Genomic DNA, 21,968 nt, shown 5'->3' with positions numbered 1-21,968 from the left:
CGGGCCATGGCGACGGCTGCCACCGACTTCGAGGTTCGCAGCCCGTAGATGTCTGGGACCAGGGCGGCGCAGGTGCGGGTGGCCGCACTGGTTGCTTTGGTGCTGCTGCTCGGGGTGGCGTTGCGTGGGCAGCTGCCAGGGGCTCAGCCGGCTAGCCGCGAACAACCGGCCGACCACACCGCGGGCCTGCTGGGGATGCTGGCGTTGGTGATCGCCTGCCTGCTGGTGATCATCGTCTCGATCGTGGCGACGTTGCGCGACCCGCGACGCGCCAAACCGGCCGCCCGCTACGAGGTTCCGGGTGCCGGGAGCGGTAGGGAGCGGCGGAGCTGGCGGTTCGTTCTCATCATCGTCGCCGCGATCCTGGCCTGGCTGCTGGTCGCCGCATTGCTGGCACAGGTGCGCCTGCCGCAGCTACGGGGCGGACCGCCGTCACCCCCGGCAGGCGACACGCCCCCCGGGACGGCGCCGCCCGGTCAGGTCCCCACCCCACGTCTACCGGCGCCCGAGCCGGACGTCCCTGACCCGGTCTACTGGTATCTGATGTTCGCGATGGCCGCCCTGCTGGTGGTGGTCCTCGCCGGGATGGTCGTACTGCGGGTGCGCCGCCGTGAGCCGGTGACCCCGCTCGATGCCCGCGACGCCGCAACCGAACACGTGCCCCCGGGGCCGGGATCGCTGGCCCTGGCCGCCGAACGGGGTCTGGCCGAGGTGGGTGACCTCAGCCGCGAGCCGCGCGAGGCCATCATCGCGTGTTATGCGGCGATGGAACACGCGCTGGCCAATGCTCCGGGCGCCGCGCCGCTGGAGTCGGACACCCCATCGGAAGTCCTCGCCCGCGCCGTCGAGCACGAAGCGATCCACGCCGGCAGCGCAACCGAACTCGTCGCCCTGTTCGCCGAGGCCCGGTTCAGCACGCACGTGATGAACGAGGGTCATCGCGAGGCCGCCGAACGCGCACTGCGCCTCGTTCTCGACGAGTTGCGGAGCCCGGTGTGATCCGCCTGGTGGCCGGGGGCCTGGCCCTGGTCGCGGGGGCAGAGGTGCTTGCCGTGGTTCTGGGTGCACGGCAATGGGTTCTGCCCGCGGCAGGACTGGCGCTGGTGGTGTTCCTTCTCGCTGCGCGGCTGAGCTTCGATGCGGCACAACATCGCAGCGCCGCTGAGCCTGGCGCTGACGATCCCGCGGAAGCGTTGCGGCGCTGGCGGTCTCGCACCGAGTCGACGATTCAGTGGGCCGATGCCACCCGAGGCGACTGGGATCGGCATCTACGGCCCAGGCTGGCGCGTGAGTTCGTGCTCGCCACCCGGCAGCGAGATCCGGCGGGACTGCAGGCGACCGGTCGCATCGTGTTCGGCGACGACCTGTGGTGCTGGGTGGATCCCAACAACGTCGTCCACGGCCGTGGCCGCGAACCCGGGCCCGGGTACGCCACGCTCCAGGAGATCCTGCGACGGATGGGGGACATATGACGATGCCGGCCCCGGCGATGACGGCCTATTGCGAAGCGGTACTCGACGAGATCGAACGCGTGGTGGTGGGTAAACGCGCTGCGCTCACGCTGATCCTGACCACGGTGCTGGCCGACGGCCACGTGCTGATCGAAGACCTGCCCGGCATGGGCAAGACACTGATCGCACGCTCATTCGCCGCCGCGCTGGGTTTGCGTTTCACCCGAGTCCAATTCACCCCTGACCTGTTGCCCGCCGACCTGCTCGGCTCCACGATCTACGACATGCAATCGGGCCGTTTCGAGTTCCGCCCCGGCCCGATCTTCACCAATCTGTTGATGGCGGACGAGATCAACCGGACCCCGCCCAAGACGCAGGCCGCGCTCTTGGAAGCCATGGCCGAGCGTCAGGTCAGTATCGACGGCGAAACTCACCAGCTGCCTTCGCCGTTCATCGTCCTGGCCACCGACAATCCGATCGAGTACGAGGGCACCTACCCGCTGCCGGAAGCTCAGCTCGACCGTTTCGCGGTCAAGGTCGCGCTGAACTATCTCTCCGAGACCGAGGAGGCGTCGATGTTGCGCCGCCGCATCGAGCGGGGGTCGGCGGAAGCGACGATCAACCAGGTGGTGGACGCCAAAGACCTTCTGGCCATGCGGGAATCGGTGGAGCAGGTATCTGTACACGACGACGTCCTGCACTACGTAGTCTCCATCGCGACGGCCACCCGCAGCCATCCGCAGGTGGCGGTGGGAGCCAGCCCGCGTGCCGAACTCGACCTCGTCCAGCTGGCGCGGGCCCGTGCGCTGGTGTCCGGCCGGGATTATGTGATCCCCGAGGACGTGAAGGCGCTCGCCGTTGCGGCGATCGCGCACCGGATCAGCCTGCGGCCGGAGATGTGGGTGCGCAGCGTGCACGGCTCCGATGTGGTCGAACAATTGCTGCGGCGGCTGCCGGTCCCGCGAGCGCGTGGTCAGGGACAGTGATGACGGACGCCCGTCACACCGAGGCCGAATTACATTGGAGTGCATCGCCGTTGACTCGGGCGATCGTCACGTGCGCCGGTGCCGCACTGGCGGTTGCCGTGATCGGGGCGCGGTGGCAGCTGATCGCGTTCGTGGCGCCCATGCTCGGGGTGCTCGCCTCGATCGGGTGGCAGCGCAAGCCGGCGACGGCAGCGGTGGTGGGGCGCCCGGCGTTGACGCGGTGTTTCGAGAACGAACGGATGCAGCTGAGCGCCGAGTTGGTGGGGGACTCGCCCGACGCGACGCTGACGGTGTGCGCGGTGCCCGGACTGCTGACCGAGACGATCGAGAGCGATCGCACTCGCGCAACTGTGTCCGCCGAGGCGCCGCGGTGGGGCCGCTACCCACTGCGCACCCGGGTGGAGGTCGTGGCGGCCGGCGGACTGCTGACCGGCACCGCGATCATCGATGCCGCCGACCTTTTCGTCTTCCCGGTCGCACCCCCGCAGCCGACCGGGATTCCCCGAACCGAGCTGCCCGATCGGCTCGGCACCCACCTGACCCGCCACATCGGTCCCGGTGTCGAGTTCGCCGATATTCGGCCCTACCTTCCGGGAGATCAACTGCGCGCGGTGAATTGGGCGGTCAGCGCACGCCGCGGCAGCCTGCACGTCACCGAACGGCTGACCGACCGCGCCGCCGACGTCGTCGTGCTCGTCGACATGAGCGCACAGCCGGCCGGACCGGCCACGGCGGTCACCGAGCGAATCCTGCGCGGCGCCACCCAGGTGGTGCAGACCGCGCTGCGCAACGGTGACCGGGCCGGCATCGTCGGGCTCGGCGGCCGTCGGCCCCGGTGGCTCGGTGCCGATATCGGCCGCAGGCAGTTCTACCGGATACTCGACGCCGCGCTCGGGGTGGGCAGCGAATACCAGGACACCGCAGGCACATTGGCGCCGCGCGCAGCCGTCCCACCCGGCGCGGTCGTCGTCGGGTTCTCCACCATGCTCGACACCGAATTCGCGCTGGCGTTGATCAACCTGTGCAAACGCGGGCACCCGGTCGTGGCGGTCGACGTGCTCGAAGGCTGGCCGTTCGCCGACGGCAACGACCCGATCCTCGAGCGCATGTGGGCGCTGCAACGCTCGGCGATGTACCGCGACATGAAGGTGATCGGTGTCGACGTGGTGTCCTGGCCCGCCGACGTCCCCCTCGATCAGGCGATGAGCCTGGTGCCCGACCGCGCCCGGCGCATCTCATGACGTCGCGGCGGCTGCTGGCGACGGCCTTCGGGGCGGTGACGGCCGGCTCGGCCGCCCTGGGCGCCGACGAACGCGGCATGGTCGCGGTTGCGGTGGCCCTGATCGCGGTGCTGGCCGGGCTCTATCTGCGGGCGGCGGCCACCGTGGCGGTGCTCGCCGTGATCGGCGCCATCGCGCTCTCCGGTCCGCAACCGATGCCGGCGGCGGTATCGGGGGTGTGTGCCGCGGCGTATCTGGTGCTGATGCACGCAGCGCTGACCCGGGCGACGGCCGTGGGTATCGCCGGTTTCGCCGCGGTAGGGGTACTGGCCACCACGCTGCCTGCCGGAGTGCCGTGGCTGCCGCTGCTCGCCCCGGTCGCCGGCGTGGCCGTGATCGGCCTTGCGCTGAGCCCGTTCCTGCGCGCCGAGCGACCCGCACGAGAAAACTGGACTTGACAGTACAGTTTCGGCCGGTAAGGCTGGAGCGACGGTGCATTGACTGTGGCGCCGCGACCGACGGGAGCATCGATGCGGGTCAAGCCGGGCGACATCGTCCAAGCCGACGAATTGCACTCCATCAACGGCGTCACGGTCAGCGTTCCTGACCCGGAAAAGGTTGTCCACCTTCAGTTTCGGCGTTTTGCTGGCTGCCCGATCTGCAATGTGCACCTGCAGTCGGTGGTCAAGCGCTACGACGAGATCACGGCAAACGGCATCCGCGAGGTGGTGCTGTTCCACTCCACGCCCGAGGAGTTGGAGACCTACGTCGATGACCTGCCGTTCGATCTCGTCGCCGATCCGGACCGGACGCTCTACCGACGATTCGGCGTCGAGACCTCGGTCCGATCGGTAATCGATCCGCGCTCGGTGGCACCGATCTTCAAGGGCATGATGGACCCGTCTCTGGCCGGCAAATTGCGCCTGAAGGCCGGGATGCATCGAGCCAACGGGGGCCATCTCGGTCTGCCCGCCGACATCTTGATCGACACCAACGGCACCGTCATCGACGCCAAGTACGGCAAGCACGCCGGGGATCAATGGTCCGTCGACGAACTGCTCCAGCACGCCAAGGCGCGGCGCTGAGGGGCGCAACGGCCAAGCCGGTGCCGGTGACCGAGCGGGGCCGGCGGGCTCGTGCCGCGATCGTGGACGCCGCGGCGGTGCTGATCTACCAACGTGGTGTCCGCGCAACCAGTCTTGACGACGTGCTCGCAGTGGCGGGTTGCGGAAAGTCCCAGCTCTACCACTACTTCAACGACAAGGCCGAGCTCGTCGGAGCCGTCATCGATCGGCAGCTGGAGATCGTGCTCGCCGCCCAACCCGGGCTGATGCATATCGAGTCGTGGGCAACGGTGGATTCTTGGCTGTCCGGCATCGTGCAGATGCACTCGGCTCCCGGCGGGCCGTTCGCGTGCCCGTTGGGCAAGTTGGCTGCCGAGCTGATGGACGACCAAAGCTTTCGGCCGCGTGTCGATGCCGCGTTCGGCCGATGGGTGGCACTGCTTTCCGACGGGCTGCGCACGATGCGGGACAACGGCGATCTGCGCGCCGACGTCGATCCGGATCGATTGGCCGCCAACGTTATTGCATCGCTGCAGGGCGGCATGCTGGTCGGCCGGGTGCGCGCCGACATCACCCCGATGCGCGACGCGGTCGATATGGCACGGGCGCAGCTTCGGCGGTGGAAGCCCGCCCCGACCGATCAACCAGAACCAACCCGCTAGTGCAAAGGAGCACCACCCATGGATGTATTGCGCACCCCCGACGAGCGTTTCGCCGCGTTGCCCGACTTCCCTTTCGCCCCGCGCTACGTGGAGGTCGATTCCGGCGACGGCGGCACGTTGCGCATGCACTACCTCGACGAGGGCCCGTCCGACGGTGAGGTGGTGCTGTTGTTGCACGGCGAGCCATCGTGGAGCTACCTGTACCGGTGGATGATCCCGGTGCTGGTCGAGGCCGGACTGCGTGCGGTGGCGATCGACCTCGTCGGTTTCGGGCGCAGCGACAAGCCGACCAGCCGCGACGACTACACCTATCAGGCGCACGTGGATTGGATGTGGGCGGCGATCGAGGAGATCGGTCTTGCCGACATCACGCTGGTCTGTCAGGACTGGGGCGGCCTGATCGGACTGCGCCTGGTCGGCGAGCATCCGGATCGGTTCGCCCGGGTGGTGGCGGCCAACACCATGCTGCCGACGGGTGATCATCACCCCGGTGAGGCGTTCCTCGCGTGGCAGAAGTTCAGTCAGGAAGTGCCGTTGTTCCCGGCCGGCCAGATCGTCAACGGCGGATCCCTGTCCACGTTGTCGGCCGAGACGATCGCGGCCTACGACGCACCGTTCCCGGACGCCAGCTATCAGGCCGGGGCCAGGCAGTTCCCCATGCTCGTCCCGATCAGTCCGGACGACCCGGCGACGCCAGCCAACCGCAAGGCATGGGCGTCGCTGGGTCGCTTCGAAAAGCCTTTCCTGTCAGCGTTTTCCGACTCAGATCCGATTACCGGTGCTGCTGAGCCGGTGCTGCGGGGCCACGTCCCTGGCGCACGTGGACAGTCACATGTGACCATCGCCGGAGCCGGCCACTTCCTGCAAGAGGACAAGGGACGTGAACTGGCCGAGGCGGTCGTGACGTTCGTGCGCGCCAACCCCCGAGCCGAATAGGGCACCACCCGGCCCATACGGTACGAATGGTGGGTGTCTTCCACCGTGTTGCTGTTGTCGACGTCGGATACCGACCTGATCACCGCCCGAGCCAGCGGCGCGGACTACCGGTGGGCCAACCCGGCACGACTGATCGACGGTGAGCTGGCCGAGCTGCTCGACGGCGCTGACCTGGTGGTGGTGCGCATCCTGGGCGGCTATCGGGCGTGGCAGGACGGCATCGACGAAGTGGTGGCCAGCGGCTGCCCGGCCATCGTCGTCAGCGGGGAGCAGGCCCCCGACGCCGACCTGATGGAGCGCTCCACGGTGCCCGCGGGCATCGCCGTCCAGACCCATGTCTACCTGGCCCAGGGCGGGGTGGAAAACCTGCGGCAGCTACATGCCTTCTTGTCCGACACCCTGCTGATGACCGGAATCGGCTTCAACCAGCCGTCGCAAACCCCGGCATGGGGAGTGCTGGACCGGGCGAGTGGGCTGGCTGACGGGCCGACCATCGCGGTGCTGTACTACCGCGCCCAGCAGCTCGCCGGCAACACCGCCTACATCGAGGCGCTCGCCGATGCGATCGAGCAGGCCGGCGGCCGTGCACTTGGGGTCTATTGCACGTCGCTGCGCACACCCGAACCCGAACTGCTGGAACTGCTCGGCACCGCCGACGCCATGGTGGTGACCGTGCTGGCCGCGGGCGGAGCCCGGCCGGCGACCGCCGGGGCAGGCCACGACGACGACAGCTGGAACGTCAAACACCTTGCCGCCCTTGATGTCCCGATCCTGCAAGGATTGTGCCTGACCAGCTCGCGGGCCACGTGGACTGACAACGACGACGGCTTGAGCCCACTGGATGTCGCCACCCAGGTGGCGGTGCCGGAGTTCGACGGTCGCATCATCACGGTCCCGTTCTCGTTCAAAGAGATCGACTCCGACGGGCTCATCTCCTATGTGCCCGACCCCGAGCGGTGCGCTCGGGTGGCCGGCCTGGCCGTCAAGCACGCCATGCTTCGCCGGGTCGCCCCGGCCGATAAGCGCCTGGCCCTGGTGTTTTCGGCGTACCCGACCAAGCACTCGCGGATCGGCAACGCGGTCGGACTGGACACCCCGGCCAGCGCCGTCGCACTGCTGCGCGCGCTGCGCGATGCCGGTTACCGCATCGGCGAGGTTCCCGGCGTCGACGCCTGCGATGGTGACGCCCTGATGCACTCGCTGATCGAACGCGGCGGCCAAGACCCGGACTGGGTCACCGACGGTCAGCTGGCCGGCAACCCGATCCGGATCCCCGCAGCGCAATACCGGGAATGGTTCGCCACGCTGCCCGCTGAGCTGACCGAGGCGATGATCACCCACTGGGGTCCGCCGCCGGGTGAACTGTTCGTGGACCGCAGCCGTGACGCGGCTGGCGAGATAGTGGTTGCCGCAATGCAATCCGGCAACATCGTGATCCTGGTCCAGCCGCCGCGCGGATTCGGTGAGAACCCGGTGGCCATCTACCACGATCCCGATCTGCCGCCGAGTCACCACTACCTGGCCACCTATCTGTGGCTGCGGCACGGGTTCGGTGCGCACGCCGCCGTGCATCTGGGCAAGCACGGCAATCTGGAGTGGTTGCCCGGCAAGACCGTTGGCATGTCGGCGGCCTGCGGGACCGACGCGGCACTGGGTGATCTGCCGCTGATCTACCCGTTCCTGGTCAACGACCCGGGGGAGGGCACTCAGGCCAAGCGCCGGGCCCACGCCACCCTGGTCGATCACCTGATTCCGCCGATGGCCCGTGCGGAAAGCTACGGCGACATCGCGCGGCTGGAACAACTGCTCGACGAACACGCGAACATCGCCGCACTCGACCCGGGCAAGCTGCCCGCCATCCGCCAGCAGATCTGGACGTTGATGCGCGCGGCGAAGATGGACCACGATCTGGGCCTGGCGCAGCGGCCAGAGGATGACTCCTTCGATGACATGCTCCTGCACGTCGACGGCTGGCTCTGCGAGATCAAGGACGTCCAGATTCGCGACGGCCTGCACATCCTGGGCACCGCGCCGGCCGGTGAGGCCGAGCTCGACCTGGTACTGGCCATCCTGCGGGCACGCCAACTCTTCGCCGGTGAACAGCACCTGCCCGGCCTGCGTCAGGCCCTCGGGCTGGCCGAGGACGGTACCGCCGATCGGGCCGCCGTCGACGAAGCCGAGCAGCAGGCTCGGGCGCTGCTGGCCGGGCTGCAGGCCACCGGCTGGGATGCCGGCCGGGTCGGTGAGCTGACCGACGACGCGGCTGTCGCGGCGATCCTGCGGTTCGCGGCCACGGAGGTGGTACCGCGGCTGGCCGGCACGGCCGCGGAGATCGACCAGATCTTGCGCGCGTTGGACGGCCGGTTCATCGAGGCGGGGCCGTCCGGTTCGCCGCTACGCGGTCTGATCAACGTGCTGCCCACCGGGCGCAACTTCTACTCCGTCGACCCCAAGGCTGTCCCGTCCCGGCTGGCCTGGGACACCGGTGTGGCCATGGCGGATTCGCTGCTCGAACGCTACCGCGCCGACCACGGCGACTGGCCGCGATCCGTCGGGCTGTCGGTGTGGGGCACCTCGGCGATGCGGACCTCGGGCGACGACATCGCCGAAGTCCTTGCGCTGCTGGGCGTCCGGCCGGTGTGGGACGACGCCTCCCGTCGCGTCGTCGACCTGGAGGCCATCTCACTGGCCGAACTGGACCGTCCGCGCATCGACGTGACGGTGCGGATCTCGGGCTTCTTCCGGGACGCCTTCCCGCACGTCGTCACGATGCTCGACGACGCGGTGCGCCTGGTCGCAGGCCTCGACGAGCCGGTCGAGCAGAACTTCGTCCGGGCCCACGCGCAGGTCGACCTCGCCGAACACGGTGACGAAAGGCGCGCCACGACGCGCATTTTCGGCTCAAAGCCGGGCACCTACGGGGCCGGCCTGCTGCAGCTGATCGACAGCCGCAACTGGCGTGACGACGCCGACCTGGCGCAGGTGTACACCGCGTGGGGCGGGTTCGCCTACGGCCGCGGACTCGACGGCAAACCGGCGGGAGACGACATGTCCACCCAGTACCGCCGAATCGTGGTCGCCGCCAAGAACACCGACTCGCGCGAGCATGACATCGCCGACTCCGACGACTACTTCCAGTACCACGGCGGCATGGTCGCGACCGTGCGCGCACTCACCGGGCGGGCGCCCGAGGCCTACATCGGCGACAACACCCGTCCCGACGCCGTGCGCACCCGCACGCTGTCCGAGGAGACCACCCGGGTCTTCCGCGCCCGCGTGGTCAATCCGCGGTGGATGGCCGCGATGCGCAAGCACGGCTACAAGGGTGCCTTCGAGATGGCTGCGACGGTGGACTACCTGTTCGGCTACGACGCCACCGCGGGGGTCATGGCCGACTGGATGTACGAGCAGCTCACCGAGTCCTATGTGCTGGACCCGGAGAACCGCAAGTTCATGAACGAGTCCAATCCCTGGGCGCTGCACGGCATGTCGGAGCGGCTACTCGAGGCTGTCGGGCGCGGCATGTGGGAGAACCCCGATCAGGCGACGCTGGACGGGCTGCGGCAGGTGCTGCTGGAAACTGAGGGTGATCTCGAAGCGCGCTAGATTGGCGAGATGCCGCTTACGTTTGCCGAGGTCGTCCAGGCTAAATACATCACGTTGACCACGTTCACCAAGGACGGGCGGCCCAAGCCGACCCCGGTGTGGGTTGTCCCAGAAGGGGACACCGCGTTGGTGATCAGCGAGAAGAACGCGTGGAAGGTCAAGCGCATCCGCAACACCCCGCGGGTGACCGTCGCGATCTGCGATATGCGGGGCAACGTGAAGAGCGAAGCCGTGGAGGGCGTGGCGAGCGTGCTCGACGAGTCGCAGACCGAACGCGTCTACCAGGCGATCGGCAAGCGCTACGGGATCGTCGGCCACGTCTTCAACTTCTTCAGCAAGCTGCGCGGCGGCACCAACCGCACGATCGGCCTGGAACTGCGGGCTGCTTGACGCGGATGCCCCCCACCTTCCACGACGTCGCGCAGGCGAAGTATCTGTTGCTCACCACGTTCACCAAGGACGGGACTCCCAAGCCGACGGCCGTCTGGGGAGTGCCCGACGGCGACCGTCTGCTGGTCATCACCGACCGGGTGTCCTGGAAGGTCAAGCGGATTCGCAACACCCCGCGGGTCACCATCGCCGAGTCCCATTCGCTCGGTAAGCCCAAGGGTGTGGCGGTGCAGGCGACGGCCCGGGTGCTGCCCGACGCGGAGACCCGCGCCGTCTACAACAAGGTGCTGCGTCGCTACTGGCAGCACTCGTGGTGGTTCTACCTGCACAGCCTGGTCCGGGGCGGTATCGACAAGGTCCACGTCGCCCTCGAGATCACTGCGCACTAGAACTCACAGGCTGCTATCAGGCTGGCCGGAACCCGCCGTCGCGCCGACTCGTTGCCCATGCATGGTGCTGCGGACGTTTTTCGTGTACGCCCTGGTCGAGATCGCGGTTCTGGCTGCCTTGACCTGGTCTGTCGGGCTCGGGTGGACGTTGCTGATCCTGCTCGCCACCTCGGTGGTCGGCGTCGCGCTGGCCGGTTCCCAGGTCAAGCGCCAGATCCTCAAGCTTCAGCGCACCCGCACCGATCCGCACGGCGCCGTCGCCGACGGCATGCTCGTTGCGCTCGGCACCGTTCTGGTTTTCATCCCCGGGCTGGTCAGCACCGCGCTCGGCGCGCTGATGCTGCTCCCGCCGACCCGCAGCGTGGTGCGTCCGGTGGCCGGGGCGCTGCTCACCCGGGGCATCGCCCGCCGGGTCAGCGTCGTGAACCTGACCGCTCCCGGTTATCCCGGCCGCGGCGACTACATCGACGGCGAGATCGTGGAGGACCAGGTCTACGGCCCGGTCCACGACGCCAACATCGTCCGGCGCTACTGACCCCCTCCGGCCACCTCGCCGCTGCGGGGCAGACTGATCCACCGTGACCACACTGCTGCTCGGCGGGCGCATTCACAGCCCGTCGCATCCGGATGCCACCGCGATGGCGGTCCGTGACGGCGTCGTCGCCTGGCTGGGCAGCGACGACGTGGGCCGTTCGCAGTTCGGCAACGCCGAGATCGTCGACCTGCAGGGCGGCTTCGTAGCGCCGGCTTTCGTGGACAGTCACATCCACCTGACGTCAACCGGCCTGCTGATGACCGGGCTGGACCTGACGGCGGCGACCTCCAAGCAGCACTTCCTGCGGATGGTCGCCGAGCATGCCGCGGCCCATCCGGGCCAACCGATCTGGGCACACGGCTGGGATGACACCGGCTGGGCGCGCGACGACGCCCCGAGCACCGCGGAACTCGACGCCGTCACCGGCGCCGTGCCGGCCTATCTCGCCCGCGTCGACGTGCACTCCGCCGTGGCCTCCACGGCACTGCGGGACCTGGTGCCCGGGCTGGCGGCGGTCGCCGGATACGACCCGCACCGTCCGCTGTCGGCCGACGCCCACCACCTGGTCCGAGGCGAGGCCCGCCGACTGCTGACCGCCAGGCAGCGCACCGATGCGCGGCTGGCCGCGCTTGATGCACTGGCCGCCGCGGGAATCGTTGCCGCGCACGAGTGCGCCGGACCCGATATCGGCGGCTTCGACGACTGGCAGGAGCTGCGCACCACCTCCCACGGCGTCGAGATCATCGGCTATTGGGGCGAGGCGGTGTCCAGCGCCGCACAGGCCAGGGCGCTCATCGAGGAGACCGGTGCGCGCGGGCTGGCCGGTGATCTGTTCGTCGACGGCGCGCTCGGCTCGCACACGGCCTGGCTGTGCGAGCCGTACGCCGACGCCCCGGACACCACCGGGAATTGCTACCTGGACGCCGACGGCATCGCCGAGCATCTGATCGCCTGCACAGATGCCGGCGTGACGGCGGGATTCCACGTGATCGGCGACGCCGCGGTGGGTGCCGTGGTCGACGCCGTCACCCGGATTGTCGAGCGGTTCGGGGCGCCTGCGGTGGCCCGCTGCGGGCACCGGCTGGAACACCTGGAGATGGTGACCGCCGAGCAGGCCGCCGTCCTCGGCCAGTGCGGGATCACGGCCAGCATGCAGCCCAATTTCGACGCGCTGTGGGGCGGCCCCACAGGCATGTACGCCCGCCGCCTCGGTTCCGGCAGAGCCGCCCCGCTCAACCCGTTCTCGCTACTAGCATCGGCAGGCGTGCCCATGGCGTTCGGCTCAGATGCTCCGGTGACCAGCATCAATCCCTGGGCCACGGTGCGTGCGGCCAGCCATCATCAGACTCCCGGAAGTGCGATCTCCGTGCGGGCGGCCTTCGCCGCCGCTACCCGAGGTGCCTGGCGGGCCGGCGGCGAGAACGACGGGATCAGCGGCACCCTCGTGCCGGGCGCCCCAGCGTCCTATGCGGTCTGGGAAACGGGTCCGACCGAGGTCGCTGCTCCCGCCGACAGCGTGCAGCGCTGGTCCACCGACGCGCAGTCCCGGGTGCCCGCACTGCCGCGGCTGGATCCCGGTGAGCCGCTGCCGCACTGCCGTCAGACCGTCCATCGCGGTGTCGTCCTCCATGGGTAGCCGGCTGGTGACATGGTTGCGCACCGCACTGCCGCCGCGGATGATGCGGTTGCTGGTCGCGGTGACCGCCGGGTTGTTGCTGTGCATCAGCTTCCCGCCGATCGGCTGGTGGTGGTCGGCAGTGCTGAGCTTCGCGATGTTCAGCTGGGTTCTGGTGCACCCCAGGACGACAGCGGTCGGCGGTCTCGGGTACGGGTTCTTGTTCGGGCTCGCGTTCTACATCCCGCTGATTCCGTGGATCAGCGGGCTGGTGGGCCCGGTGCCGTGGCTGGCGCTGTCCGCGATGGAGGCCTTGTTTCCGGCGCTATTCGGCGTGCTTGCCGTCGTGGTGCGCAAGCTGCCGGGCTGGCCGTTGTGGCTCGCGCTGGTGTGGTCGCTGCAGGAGTGGCTGAAGGCGACGGTGCCATTCGGCGGATTCCCTTGGGGCGTAGTCGGTTTCGGGCAGACCAATGGTCCGTTCCTGTCGCTGGTCCAACTCGGCGGGGTGCCGCTGCTGTCGTTCGGCGTCGTGCTGCTCGGCACGTCGCTGGCCGCGCTGACACTCGAGATCGTGCGCTGGATGCTGCGCGGCGGCACTGAAAAGCCAGCAGAACACGTGTCGCTGCCCGGCGTGCTGCTGCCCGGACTGTGCATCACCGCAGTACTTCTGACCACCGCGGTGGTCGCCCCGCAGGTGCGCCGCGCCGCCGGTGGCGCAGGCAACGAGCCGACGGTCACCGTCGCGGCGATCCAGGGCAATGTGCCGCGACTCGGGCTGGATTTCAACGCTCAGCGTCGCGCCGTCCTGGACAATCACGTCCGCCAGACCGTCCAGCTGGCCGACGAGGTGCACGCGGGCAGGGCGCCGCAGCCGCAGTTCGTGATCTGGCCGGAGAACTCCTCGGACATCGACCCGTACACCAACACAGACGCCGCTGCGCAGATCAGCGTCGCCGCGCAGGCGATCGGTGCGCCTATCCTGGTCGGCACCGTCGCGGCGCGCCCGGACTGGACGCCGGAGAACCCTTTCGCGTCGAACACCGTCGTCGTCTGGGACCCGGTCACCGGGCCGGGGGAGCGGCACGACAAGCAGATCATCCAGCCGTTCGGCGAGTACCTGCCGTGGCGGGGCTTCTTCCGGCATCTGTCGTCGTTCGCCGACCGTGCCGGATACTTCGTGCCCGGTAACGGCTCGGGGGTGGTGCACGCCGCAGGGGTGCCGGTCGGGGTGGCGACCTGCTGGGAGGTCATTTTCGACCGGGCGCTGCGTGAGTCGGTCCTGGACGGCGCACAGGTGCTGGCCGTTCCGACCAACAACGCGACCTTCGACCAGAACATGAGCGAGCAGCTGCTGGCCTTCGCCCGCGCCCGCGCCGTCGAGCACGACCGCTACGTGGTGGTGGCCGGCACCGTCGGGATCAGCGCGGTGATCGCGCCCGATGGGCATGAGCTGAGCCGGACCCAGTTCTTCACGCCGGGCTATCTCGACATGGCCGTACGGCTCAAGACCAGCCTGACGCCGGCCACCCGCTGGGGGCCGTGGGTGCAATGGGTGCTGGTCGGGGCCGCCCTTGCCGTTGTCATGGCCGTCATACTGCACAATGGTTGGTTCATGCGTCCGTTGCGCCGCAGAAAGCGGCAACGGGACGCAAACAGCATGTCCGGGGGCGGAGACGACGGCGATAACCCGCCGGAGCAGGGCGAATCATCCTCAGCTCTGGCCGGACAGCACGACAAAGGAGAGTCATGACCGACCGGGGCAACACGGGCGCCGAGCCGCCCAGCCAGCGCACCCTGGTGATCATCCCCACATTCAACGAGCTGGAGAACCTGCCGCTGATCGTGGGCCGGGTGCACAAGGCCTGCCCGGACGTCCACGTGCTGATCGTCGATGACGGCAGCCCCGACGGCACCGGCGAGCTCGCCGACGAGCTGTCGCTGGCCGACCCGGATCGCGTCCACGTCATGCATCGCACCGCCAAAGACGGCCTCGGTGCGGCCTACCTCGAGGGGTTCGCCTGGGGATTGGGCCGGCAGTACAACGTGCTGGTCGAGATGGATGCCGACGGCAGCCATGCCCCCGAGCAGTTGTATCGGCTCCTGGACGCGATCGACAACGGCGCGGATCTGGCCATCGGATCGCGCTATGTGCCCGGCGGCACGGTGCGCAACTGGCCGCACCGGCGGCTGGTGCTGTCCAAGACCGCCAACACCTATTCGCGGGTCCTACTCGGCGTCGACATCCACGACATCACCGCCGGCTACCGCGCCTACCGGCGCGAGGTACTGGAGAAGATCGACCTGTCGGCCGTCGATTCCAAGGGGTACTGCTTCCAGATCGACCTGACGTGGCGCACGATCAACAGCGGTTTCACGGTCAAAGAGGTGCCGATCACGTTCCGCGAGCGCGAACTCGGGGTGTCGAAGATGAGCGGCTCGAACATCCGCGAAGCGATGGTCAAGGTCGCCCAGTGGGGCATCAGCGGGCGCATGGACCGCGCCCGCGGCGTCGTCCGCTAGATCAGCTGCCGCGACGTTTGGACTTGATCAGGTCCAGACGCTCCTTGAGAAGCTCTTCGAGCTCCTCGACCGAACGCCGTTCCAGCAGCATGTCCCAGTGCGTCCGCGGCGGCTTGACCTTCTTGGGCTCGGGCAGGTCACCGTCGATGAGGGTGCCGTCCAGGCCGTTCTTGCAGGGCCAGGTGCCGGGGATCTCGGCGTCGTCGGCGAACGGAACCTCGAATTCCTCGCCGTTCTCGGTGCGGTACCGCGCGATCTGACGCGGCGCCAAGTCGTGGTTGCGGTCGGTCTCGTAGCTCACGGCTCCGAGCCGGCTGCCTCTCAAGACACGATCAGCCATCGTCAACTCTCCTCAGCGTCTATCTAGGGCCTGGGCCCTCTACGAAGTCCGGATAGTGAACGCAAGACCACACACTGCGGTTCCCGACTCGACCCACCATGATACCGGGATCGCTTCGCCAATCCGTCTACAGTCACAAGGCGTGACGCGTCGTACCCGCTCCCAGTCGTGCCGGTGGTGTGGCCGCGAGGTGGCTGACGCCGGGATGGGGCGCCGCAGGCAGTACTGCAGGCAGTCCTGCCGTCAGCGCGCCTACGAACAGCGGGCCCTGGTCAAGGGCAGCGCGATCCCGGAGGATGCGGTCGTGCTCTCCGCTGACGAGGCCGCTGAGCTGTCCGATCGGGTCTATCAGGTGCGCTGCGCCGCCGAGGATGTCGCGACCGCGGTCGACGAGGGCGCGGCGACCCACGAGCTCCGCGAACTGTGCGACGCGCTGGTCCAGGCCGCCAAGGCCGCCGACGGGTGGCGCTGATGAAGGCATCGGTCGTCGTCGGTCCCGGCACAGCCGAAGTCGTCGATGTCCCGCGCCCCGACGTCGGGCCGGCCGACGTGTTGATCAGGATGCGAGCCTGCGGTGTCTGCGGATCCGACGGCTTCTACATCAGCATCGGCGGCGTGCCACCCCGGCAGGGGCGTATGCCGCTGGGCCACGAACCGGCCGGCGAGATCGTCGAAGTCGGAGCCGACGTCACCGGTCTGGCGGTCGGCGATCACGTCGTCATCAATCCGATGGCCCGGGCCTCCAACATCATCGGCAACGGCGGTGACAGCGGCGCGCTCGCCGACTACCTGCTGATCGAGAACGCCGTCCGCGGCGTCAGCGTGGAGGTCATTCCGGACCACATCCCGTGGGAAGTCGCCGCACTCAACGAACCGATGGCCGTCGCCCGGCACGCCGCCAACCGGTGCAAACCCAGACCGGGGGACAAAGTCGTCATCTTCGGTGCCGGGCCCATCGGCCTCGGTGCGGTCCTGGCCTTCAAGGCGCTCGGAGCGAGCCACATCGTGGTCGCCGACCTGATCCCGGCGCGCCTGGACAAGGCGCTGCAGATCGGTGCCGACGCCGTCATCAACTCCGCCGACGACGACGTGATCGCCAAGCTCGTCGAACTGCACGGCACCGGAGACGCCATGTTCGGCGGCAGGGCCGGGACCCACATCTACCTCGACGCGGCCGGAGTGCCCGCGGTGATCAACACCGCGCTGGCCGCCGCCCAGCGCGGCGCCACCATCGGTGTCGTCGCCGTGCACAAGGAGCCGGTCCCCATCGAATTCATCAATGTGATGAGCAACGAGATCACGATCCTCGGATCCATCGGATATCCCGACGAAATATTCGAGGTGACAAGGGATCTCGTCGAAAACTGGGCGACGTATCGGCTGATAGTCAGCCACACGGTACCCTTCGGCGACGTCGACGAGGCACTGCGGCTGGCGTCCACGCCCGGCGCCGCCGACAAGGTCGTCGTCACCTTTCCCGACGACGCCTGACGGGGCGCACAGCGTTTTCGCAGCTAAGATCGGAACGTGCTCCCGGAGTCACCTCCACAGGTGCCCGCCGAATCGGGCGTTTATCGCTTCGACGACTTCGTGCTGGACACCCCCAATTACGAACTGCGTTCCGGGGACACGGTCGTACGGGTCGAACCGCAGGTCTTCGATGTGCTGGCGCACCTGGTCGCCAATCACCAGCGGGTGGTCACCAAAGAGGAACTGTTCGATTCGGTGTGGGGCGGCAAGTTCGTCGGTGAGGCGGCGCTGACCAGCCGGATCAAGGCCGCTCGCCGTGCACTCGGGGACGACGGGGAGTCCCAGACCTATATCCGGACCGTGCGTGGCCGCGGCTACCGCTTTGTCGGGACGCTGGCGACGTCGGCAGATCCGGTGGTCGCCGCGGCGCCGCCCCAGCACATCTCGTTCTGCCGGGCCGCTGACGGTGTGCGGCTGGCCTATGCGACCGCAGGCGACGGGCCGCCGTTGGTGCGGGCCGCGAACTGGATGACACATCTGGCCTACGACATCGAAAGCCCGGTGTGGCGGCACTGGGTCAGCGACCTGTCTGAAGGTCACACGTTCATCCGCTACGACGAACGCGGGTGCGGACTCTCGGACTGGGAGGTGGGCGAGTTCACCTTCGCCGACTGGGTGGCCGATTTGGAGTCGGTGGTGGATGCCATTGGACTGCAACGCTTTCCGCTGCTCGGGGTGTCACAGGGCGGTGCGGTGGCGATCGAGTACGCGGCGCGGCATCCGGAAAAGGTAAGCCACCTGGTGCTGTGCAGCGCGTATGCGCGCGGGCGCGGCGTGCGCGCGGTCAGCCAGGAGGAACAACGCGCCGCGGCACTGGACCTGGACCTGGCCCGGGTCGGCTGGGGCAAGGACGACCCGGCATTTCGCCAGGTGTTCGCCGCGCAGTTCCTGCCGGACGGGAGCCGCTCGGACTGGGCCGATTTCGACCAGCTGCAGCGGCGCACCACCTCGCCGGAGAACGCCGTGCGGTTCCTCACCGAGTTCGCGGCGATCGATGTCCGCGACGCCGCCAGGCGGGTGCAATGCCCGACGCTGATCATGCATTCGCGCAACGACCACCGGGTGCCGATGCAGTTCGGTGAGGAACTCGCCGAACTGATCGGCGGATCCCGGCTGGTGGCACTCGCCAGCAACAACCACCTGCTGACCGGGGTCGAGCCGGCCTGGCAGGTGTTCTGCGACGAGGTCCGCCGATTCCTGGCGATCTCCCCCTAATCTCCACACATTCTCCAAGTACCTAACCGATCGTTACTCGAAGCTGGTGACATGAGAAAACACCTACGCACCCTGCTGGCCGGCGTGATCGCGACTGTCGCCCTCGGCACCGTCACTGCCTGCTCCGGGGGGTCCACCACGACCGCGAACTCCCCGACACCGTCATCGAGCGCCGCGGTCGTCAAGGATTTCCCGCAGTCGGCGCACTACATCGCCGACATGCCGATGTCCGACGGCAAGACGATGACGATCGGCGTGGCGGTGGAGGGCGACAAGATCGCCGCCTACGCCTGTGACGGCAGCACCGACGAAGCGTGGTTCTTCGGCACGCAGAAGGACGGCGCCCTGGACATCACATCCAAGTACCAGGACACGCTGAAAGCGTCGTTCGACGGATCCGCGGTCGTGGGGCAGCTGACCATGAACGACGTCGACTACACGTTCACCGCGGCTTCGGTGGCTCTGCCGTCGGCCATGTACACCGCGGCGGCCAATGGTGTGCGCGCGTCCTGGGTGGTGAGGCCCGACAACACCATCACCGGCGTGCAGTTCCGGTCGACCGACGAGGACGACACCTCGGACCTCGTACAGGCCAACGAGCAGAAGTTCCGTGACCAGGTGCGCCAGCGCCGTCTGGCCCGACTGCTGCAGCCCGCCCCGCCGCTGGAGTTCGGCACCTGGCGCTCGACCGTCAACGGCGTTCCGGTGACGGCGATCCGGGTCGACGGCGACACGCGGCTGAGCTGATCCCGCTCCGAGTAAGCCCGCCCGGGACACCCGTCCCGGGCGGGCTTCTTTTCGTCACCGCGAATCAAACCCTTAACCCCGTGGCGGTCGATTCCTAGGGTTGGTGGACGCGACGAATCTTGCGATGTCGCACGCCCACAGCCACCTACGTGCCAGCTCGGGGAGACCCACACCGTGACGATGCAAGCCGCGCCGGTCCTGCCGGCGGGACCCCACGCGCCGGCTCAACGCCGGCACCGGAAGTGGACTTTTCTGCGGTGGGGCACCCCGGTGGTTCTGCTGACGTTGTGGCAGCTGGGCAGCGCCCTGGGAATCATCTCCCAGGAAGTCCTGCCCGCTCCCTCGCTGATCGCCGAAGCCGGGCTCGAGCTCATCCGCGACGGCCAGCTCGCCGACGCGCTACAGGTCTCCGGGCTGCGGGTGATCCAAGGGCTCTTGCTGGGCGGTGTGATCGGGATCGGGCTGGGGACCGCGGTCGGTCTGTCGCGCTGGACCGAGGCGACGGTCGACCCGCCGATGCAGATGTTGCGGGCACTGCCGCACCTGGGCTTGATTCCGCTGTTCATCCTGTGGTTCGGGATCGGCGAGCTGCCCAAGGTGCTGTTGGTCGCGCTCGGCGTCAGCTTCCCGCTCTACCTCAACACGTTCTCGGCGATCCGGCAGGTCGATCCGAAGTTGTTCGAAACCGCTGACGTGCTTGGATTTTCATTTCGGCAGCGGTTCAGCCACATCATTTTTCCCAGCGCAGCCCCGCAGGTGCTGGTGGGGCTACGCCAGTCGCTGGCGATCGCCTGGCTGACCTTGATTGTCGCCGAACAGATCAACGCCGACAAAGGCATCGGCTACCTGATCAACAACGCGCGTGACTTCCTGCGCATCGACACCATCATCTTCGGCCTGATCGTCTACGCGCTGCTGGGCATCACGACCGACGCCATCGTCCGCTCGCTTGAGCGCCGAGCCCTGAGGTATCGGTCATGACCGTGACACACGAACACAAGACCGGGTTGGCCGCCGAACTTCGCCACATCGACAAGTGGTACGGCGAGCATCGCGTCCTGGAGGATGTCTCGCTGACCGTCGGCGCCGGCGAGATCGTCGCGCTCGTGGGACGCAGCGGCTCCGGCAAGTCCACCATCCTGCGAGTCCTGGCGAATCTGTCCGAGGATCACAGCGGCGAGCGGGTGGTCGCGGGCGCGCCGGCACTGGCCTTTCAGGAGCCGCGGTTGTTTCCGTGGCGCTCGGTTCGGACGAATGTCGCCTACAGACTGACCCGATTTCGGTTGCCCCGCGATGAGGTGGCGGCGCGGGCCGAGCAGGCGCTGGCCGATGTCGGCCTGGCCGACCGGGCCGGCGCGTGGCCGCTGACGCTGTCGGGCGGCCAGGCGCAGCGGGTATCACTGGCCCGGGCGCTGGTGGCCGAGCCGCAGCTGCTTCTGCTCGACGAGCCCTTCGGTGCATTGGACGCGCTCACCCGGCTGTCCATGCACGCGCTGCTGCTGGAGCTGTGGCGCCGGCACCAGTTCGGCGTGCTGCTGGTCACCCACGACGTGAATGAGGCTGTGGCACTGGCTGATCGAGTACTCGTCCTGGATTCTGGCCGGGTCGTGCATCAGACCGAGATCGCTGATCCACGGTTGCCGACGGGAACCCCGTCGGCAGCCAACGAGAGTCACCGAGTCGAATTGCTCGAGCAACTCGGCGTTCAGATCTGACAGGAGCAGGCTTGTATCCCAGAGTGTTTCACCGTGTGATGGTCTTGTTGGCCGTTCTCGGCCTGCTGACGGGTTGCGTATCGCACCAGGAGAACCCCGGCGCGGCACAGGCGCCGCCGACGGTCGCGCTGACCGAGCTGTCGGACCTGACCTTGCAGGTGGGCGATCAGAAGGGCGGTACCGAATCACTGCTTCGCGCCGCCGGCGCGCTGGACAACCTGCCGTACAAGATCGCCTTCTCCACCTTCACGTCCGGGCCGCCGCAGATCGAGGCCGCAACCGCGGGCAAGATCGACTTCGCCATCACCGGCAACACGCCGCCGATCTTCGGCGCGGCCTCCGGTGCGAAGGTGAAGGTGGTCTCGGCCTACAACGGCGGCGGGATCGGCGACCAGATCCTGGTTGCCGCGGACTCGCCGATCACTTCGGTGGACCAGTTGCGCGGCAAGAGCATCGCGGTCGGCAAGGGCAGCTCCGCGCACGGCAACGTGCTCGGACAGCTGGCCAAAGCGGGGCTGACGCCCGCCGAAGTCAATCTGGTGTTCCTCCAGCCGGCCGACGCGCTGTCGGCGTTTCGGGCCGGTCAGGTCGAGGCGTGGGCCATTTGGGATCCGTTCACAGCGCAGGCCGAGCAGCAGCTGAAGGTACGGTCGATCGCCCAGGCCAAGGGCGTCACGAACGGCTACTGGTTCGGGGTTGCCTCCGATGCCGCACTGGCGGATCCGAAGCGCAACACCGCGCTGGCCGACCTGCTCGTGCGGTTTGCCAAGGCCGCCAAATGGGCTCAGGATCACCCGCAGGACTGGGCCGAAAAGTATGCTGCCGCTGTGGGATTGGATCCCAAGGCCGCCGAGGTGGCGCAGGGCCGGAGCCTGCGGCTGCCGACCGCGCTGAGCGACGAGGTGGTTGCAAGCGAGCAGAAGATCGCGGATCTGTTCGCCAAATCAGGGCAGATCCAGGCTGCCCCCGATTTTTCCAAGTGGGTCGACCGCCGCTACGCCAGCGAGCTGGAGCCCGTTCTCATCAGCTCCAACTAGAGGAGAATCG

The 21,968-nt window shown here is 68.2% G+C and carries 23 protein-coding genes; 22 read left to right on the top strand and 1 reads right to left on the bottom strand.

The annotated features are described in order from the left end of the window. Nucleotides 1–48 precede the first annotated feature (48 nt). The 15 genes from HPC46_RS10920 (at nt 49) to HPC46_RS10850 (ending at nt 15,374) form a co-directional block, all read left to right on the top strand. Nucleotides 49–999 carry a DUF4129 domain-containing protein gene (locus tag HPC46_RS10920; RefSeq protein WP_179469629.1) on the top strand — a complete coding sequence of 317 codons (951 nt, stop codon included), beginning with the start codon at nt 49–51 and terminating at the stop codon, nt 997–999. Further along, on the top strand, nt 996–1,472 hold the full coding sequence (locus tag HPC46_RS10915) for a hypothetical protein (protein WP_179469627.1): 477 nt from the start codon (nt 996–998) through the stop codon (nt 1,470–1,472). Before HPC46_RS10920 ends, HPC46_RS10915 begins: the two co-directional genes overlap by 4 nt. Then, nucleotides 1,469–2,437 carry an AAA family ATPase gene (locus tag HPC46_RS10910; protein WP_179469625.1) on the top strand — a complete coding sequence of 323 codons (969 nt, stop codon included), beginning with the start codon at nt 1,469–1,471 and terminating at the stop codon, nt 2,435–2,437. The genes HPC46_RS10915 and HPC46_RS10910 overlap by 4 nt, the downstream gene beginning before the upstream one ends. After that, nucleotides 2,437–3,678 carry a DUF58 domain-containing protein gene (locus HPC46_RS10905; protein WP_179469623.1) on the top strand — a complete coding sequence of 414 codons (1,242 nt, stop codon included), beginning with the start codon at nt 2,437–2,439 and terminating at the stop codon, nt 3,676–3,678. The genes HPC46_RS10910 and HPC46_RS10905 overlap by 1 nt, the downstream gene beginning before the upstream one ends. Next, nucleotides 3,675–4,115: a hypothetical protein gene (locus HPC46_RS10900; protein ID WP_179469621.1), complete on the top strand. Its 441-nt coding sequence runs from the start codon at nt 3,675–3,677 to the stop codon at nt 4,113–4,115. The genes HPC46_RS10905 and HPC46_RS10900 overlap by 4 nt, the downstream gene beginning before the upstream one ends. A 72-nt stretch (nt 4,116–4,187) precedes the next feature. Further along, entirely contained in the window at nt 4,188–4,742 is a 555-nt protein-coding gene (locus HPC46_RS10895; protein WP_179469619.1) for a peroxiredoxin-like family protein, read from the top strand. A 20-nt stretch (nt 4,743–4,762) separates the two neighbouring features. After that, nucleotides 4,763–5,383 (top strand): TetR/AcrR family transcriptional regulator, encoded by a 621-nt coding sequence (locus HPC46_RS10890; protein ID WP_179469617.1) that lies wholly within the window; start codon nt 4,763–4,765, stop codon nt 5,381–5,383. An 18-nt stretch (nt 5,384–5,401) separates the two neighbouring features. After that, nucleotides 5,402–6,319: a haloalkane dehalogenase gene (locus HPC46_RS10885; RefSeq protein WP_179469615.1), complete on the top strand. Its 918-nt coding sequence runs from the start codon at nt 5,402–5,404 to the stop codon at nt 6,317–6,319. Between the two features lie 33 nt (nt 6,320–6,352). Next, entirely contained in the window at nt 6,353–9,925 is a 3,573-nt protein-coding gene (gene cobN / locus HPC46_RS10880; RefSeq protein WP_325096625.1) for a cobaltochelatase subunit CobN, read from the top strand. A gap of 9 nt (nt 9,926–9,934) precedes the next feature. Next, nucleotides 9,935–10,315: a PPOX class F420-dependent oxidoreductase gene (locus tag HPC46_RS10875; protein ID WP_005144357.1), complete on the top strand. Its 381-nt coding sequence runs from the start codon at nt 9,935–9,937 to the stop codon at nt 10,313–10,315. 5 nt (nt 10,316–10,320) lie between these two features. Then, a complete protein-coding gene (locus HPC46_RS10870; RefSeq protein ID WP_179469613.1) occupies nt 10,321–10,704 on the top strand; it encodes a PPOX class F420-dependent oxidoreductase in 384 nt (127 codons plus the stop codon). Nucleotides 10,705–10,765: 61 nt separating this feature from the next. Then, nucleotides 10,766–11,239 (top strand): FxsA family protein, encoded by a 474-nt coding sequence (locus HPC46_RS10865; RefSeq protein WP_179469611.1) that lies wholly within the window; start codon nt 10,766–10,768, stop codon nt 11,237–11,239. A gap of 43 nt (nt 11,240–11,282) precedes the next feature. Then, on the top strand, nt 11,283–12,875 hold the full coding sequence (locus HPC46_RS10860; RefSeq protein WP_179469609.1) for an amidohydrolase: 1,593 nt from the start codon (nt 11,283–11,285) through the stop codon (nt 12,873–12,875). Next, nucleotides 12,868–14,604 carry an apolipoprotein N-acyltransferase gene (gene lnt / locus HPC46_RS10855; protein ID WP_179469806.1) on the top strand — a complete coding sequence of 579 codons (1,737 nt, stop codon included), beginning with the start codon at nt 12,868–12,870 and terminating at the stop codon, nt 14,602–14,604. The genes HPC46_RS10860 and lnt overlap by 8 nt, the downstream gene beginning before the upstream one ends. Next, a complete protein-coding gene (locus HPC46_RS10850; RefSeq protein WP_179469607.1) occupies nt 14,601–15,374 on the top strand; it encodes a polyprenol monophosphomannose synthase in 774 nt (257 codons plus the stop codon). Before lnt ends, HPC46_RS10850 begins: the two co-directional genes overlap by 4 nt. 1 nt (nt 15,375) lies before the next feature. Here HPC46_RS10850 and HPC46_RS10845 read toward each other — a convergent pair whose 3' ends face one another. After that, nucleotides 15,376–15,714: an RNA polymerase-binding protein RbpA gene (locus HPC46_RS10845; RefSeq protein ID WP_005144352.1), complete on the bottom strand. Its 339-nt coding sequence runs from the start codon at nt 15,712–15,714 to the stop codon at nt 15,376–15,378. Nucleotides 15,715–15,856: 142 nt separating this feature from the next. On the opposite strand from HPC46_RS10845, the gene HPC46_RS10840 reads away from it, so the two are divergent. The 7 genes from HPC46_RS10840 to HPC46_RS10810 all read left to right on the top strand — a co-directional run bounded on the left by HPC46_RS10840 (nt 15,857) and on the right by HPC46_RS10810 (nt 21,958). Then, complete coding sequence (locus HPC46_RS10840; RefSeq protein WP_179469606.1) at nt 15,857–16,186, top strand: hypothetical protein; 330 nt, start codon at nt 15,857–15,859, stop codon at nt 16,184–16,186. Continuing rightward, nucleotides 16,186–17,205, top strand: coding sequence for a zinc-dependent alcohol dehydrogenase (locus HPC46_RS10835; protein WP_179469604.1), 1,020 nt, complete (start codon nt 16,186–16,188; stop codon nt 17,203–17,205). Before HPC46_RS10840 ends, HPC46_RS10835 begins: the two co-directional genes overlap by 1 nt. 36 nt (nt 17,206–17,241) lie before the next feature. After that, the gene (locus HPC46_RS10830) at nt 17,242–18,459 is read left to right on the top strand and encodes an alpha/beta hydrolase (protein ID WP_325096624.1); all 1,218 of its coding nucleotides are present in this window, start codon (nt 17,242–17,244) and stop codon (nt 18,457–18,459) included. Between the two features lie 51 nt (nt 18,460–18,510). Then, on the top strand, nt 18,511–19,206 hold the full coding sequence (locus HPC46_RS10825) for a hypothetical protein (protein ID WP_179469602.1): 696 nt from the start codon (nt 18,511–18,513) through the stop codon (nt 19,204–19,206). Nucleotides 19,207–19,386: 180 nt separating this feature from the next. Continuing rightward, nucleotides 19,387–20,187, top strand: coding sequence for an ABC transporter permease (locus HPC46_RS10820; protein ID WP_233716366.1), 801 nt, complete (start codon nt 19,387–19,389; stop codon nt 20,185–20,187). After that, complete coding sequence (locus tag HPC46_RS10815; protein ID WP_179469600.1) at nt 20,184–20,921, top strand: ABC transporter ATP-binding protein; 738 nt, start codon at nt 20,184–20,186, stop codon at nt 20,919–20,921. Before HPC46_RS10820 ends, HPC46_RS10815 begins: the two co-directional genes overlap by 4 nt. A 38-nt stretch (nt 20,922–20,959) precedes the next feature. Continuing rightward, nucleotides 20,960–21,958, top strand: coding sequence for an ABC transporter substrate-binding protein (locus tag HPC46_RS10810; protein ID WP_179469800.1), 999 nt, complete (start codon nt 20,960–20,962; stop codon nt 21,956–21,958). Nucleotides 21,959–21,968: the final 10 nt, after the last annotated feature.

Origin of the sequence: Mycolicibacterium vinylchloridicum, from assembly GCF_013404075.1 — a bacterium.
Classification (GTDB): domain Bacteria; phylum Actinomycetota; class Actinomycetes; order Mycobacteriales; family Mycobacteriaceae; genus Mycobacterium; species Mycobacterium vinylchloridicum.
Note: the sequence above shows the minus strand (reverse complement) of the source record. Positions and strands in the feature narration are given on the sequence as shown.